The sequence below is a fragment of the Phyllobacterium sp. P5_D12 genome (genome assembly GCF_054049495.1).
Genome location: NZ_JBFUMG010000738.1, coordinates 1 through 1,748 on the forward strand (window position 1 = coordinate 1; position 1,748 = coordinate 1,748).

Genomic DNA, 1,748 nt, shown 5'->3' on the forward strand with positions numbered 1-1,748 from the left:
TTCGAAAAGACCGCTGTGAAACGACTCATCATCTTCAAAATGACGGCTGCCGACGACGACGTCCACCCCTCGCTCCATGAGGCTCACCGAATTCACGCTGACAGTAAGTTCCACTTTCACGGCCGGGTATTCAGTGTTGAAATCGATGATTGCCGGGACGACCAGCCCCTGCCCTACCCCCGGTGTGGTGTGTATCCTGAGATTTCCGATCAATTCACTGCTGAGCCCGCTGGCATCCGCCTTGGCCGCATCGAGTTCCGCGAGTATCCGGACGCAATGTTCGAACAGCACACTGCCGGCATCGGTGAGAAACACCTTGTGAGTCGAGCGGTGCAGCAATGTCAGGGCCAGAGAGTTTTCGAGCTGAGTGACGTGTTTGCTCATATAGGACGGCGACTTTGCGAAGATCTTTGCCGCTTCGGTAAAGCTGCCATACTGGACGACACGTGTGAATATAACGATGTCATTGAGGTCCAGCCCATCGAAACTTGACCGGGCGGCACCAGCAGACTGGCTCGGTTCCTGGGCTTTTGCCATTGCCTGTCAACCGCTGCAGATCATGAAAAGAGCAGCGACTTGATGACGACCGGGATCACACCTGKCGGGTTGATAAATTCGCCGAGATCGACAAAATCCAGATCCTTGAGCTGCACGCCGTCGATGGAAACCAGGTTTGATCCAAGATCGAGTTCTTTCTCGAGAATACGGCCGATCGTCTGCCCGACATCGCCGTCGATCACCAGCACCAGCAGTTCCTCGCGCTGACCTGCCGGTGCCGCTACCGACTTGATGGCTGTAGCCATTGCCAGAAGCCGCGGATAGTCCGGCAATCCGCTCCACGAGAATGCTAGAGCCAGGGGTAGTGAAAGATCCCGGTCCTGACGTTCTGCACTTGCCTTGAAAATCCCTGCGATCTCATCGGCGTCGATGACTTCGGGCAAGCTGGCCCCCAAGTGCACGACGGGAATATTATGAGCAGGCAATGCTTTGATGCCGCTCATATAGAGCGTCTTGCCGCTAACTTGAACGGTGAACTGCGATGCTCCAATGACGGTTGCCCTGATGCGTTGCCCCGCATCGATAACCGGCACGTCGATGCGCGGACCAAGCTGCGCCACGATCTCCTGTGCCAGAGCTCGGGCGATGTCTCCGTGATCCTCGGTTTCATAGCCAAAGATATATTCGGAAACCCCGCCCGAGAAAGTGATGTATGTCGGCGCGACAGCTCTCTCCAAGGCGTCGGTCAGCAGCAATTTCTCGCCGAGATCATCAAGCGGCTGTCCCAGAATCTGATCGACCGCAAGCGCGGCGAGCCGCTTCGTAATGGCTTGGCGGGGCGCTTCATCGGGCAATTCATCACCGGAAATTTCTATACCGAGCGATTGCGCGATGATCCTTGCCGACTCGTCGATGCGAGACCATTTTCCATGCTGGTCTTTTGCCAGCAAACGTCCGCCGACGGCGAAAGCGGCAACGCTGAGGATTTTCCCCTTGTCGATCAGCGCAAGTTTCGTCGTGCCGCCTCCAATATCAACGTGAAGCCCGCAAGCATTGCGTTTTCTCGAGAGAGCCGTAGCGCCCGAGCCGTGTGCAGCCAGGATGGATTCAAGTTTGTGGCCAGCGGTTGCGCAAACGAATTTGCCCGACTCATTCGCGAATATTTCATCGATCGCGCGGGCGTTCGTCCGTTTTATGGCCTCACCGGTCAATATGACCGCGCCTGAATCAACATCGGCCCGCTTGTAGCC

The 1,748-nt window shown here is 56.4% G+C and carries 2 protein-coding genes; both read right to left on the reverse strand.

From position 1 onward, the window contains the following. A partial coding sequence (locus ACXJ5O_RS25900) for a LysR family transcriptional regulator (RefSeq protein WP_457302410.1) occupies positions 1–537 on the reverse strand: 537 nt, incomplete at its 3' end. A gap of 20 nt (positions 538–557) precedes the next feature. Continuing rightward, positions 558–1,748 (reverse strand): ethanolamine ammonia-lyase reactivating factor EutA (locus ACXJ5O_RS25905; protein ID WP_457302411.1); only part of this gene is annotated, 1,191 nt, incomplete at its 5' end.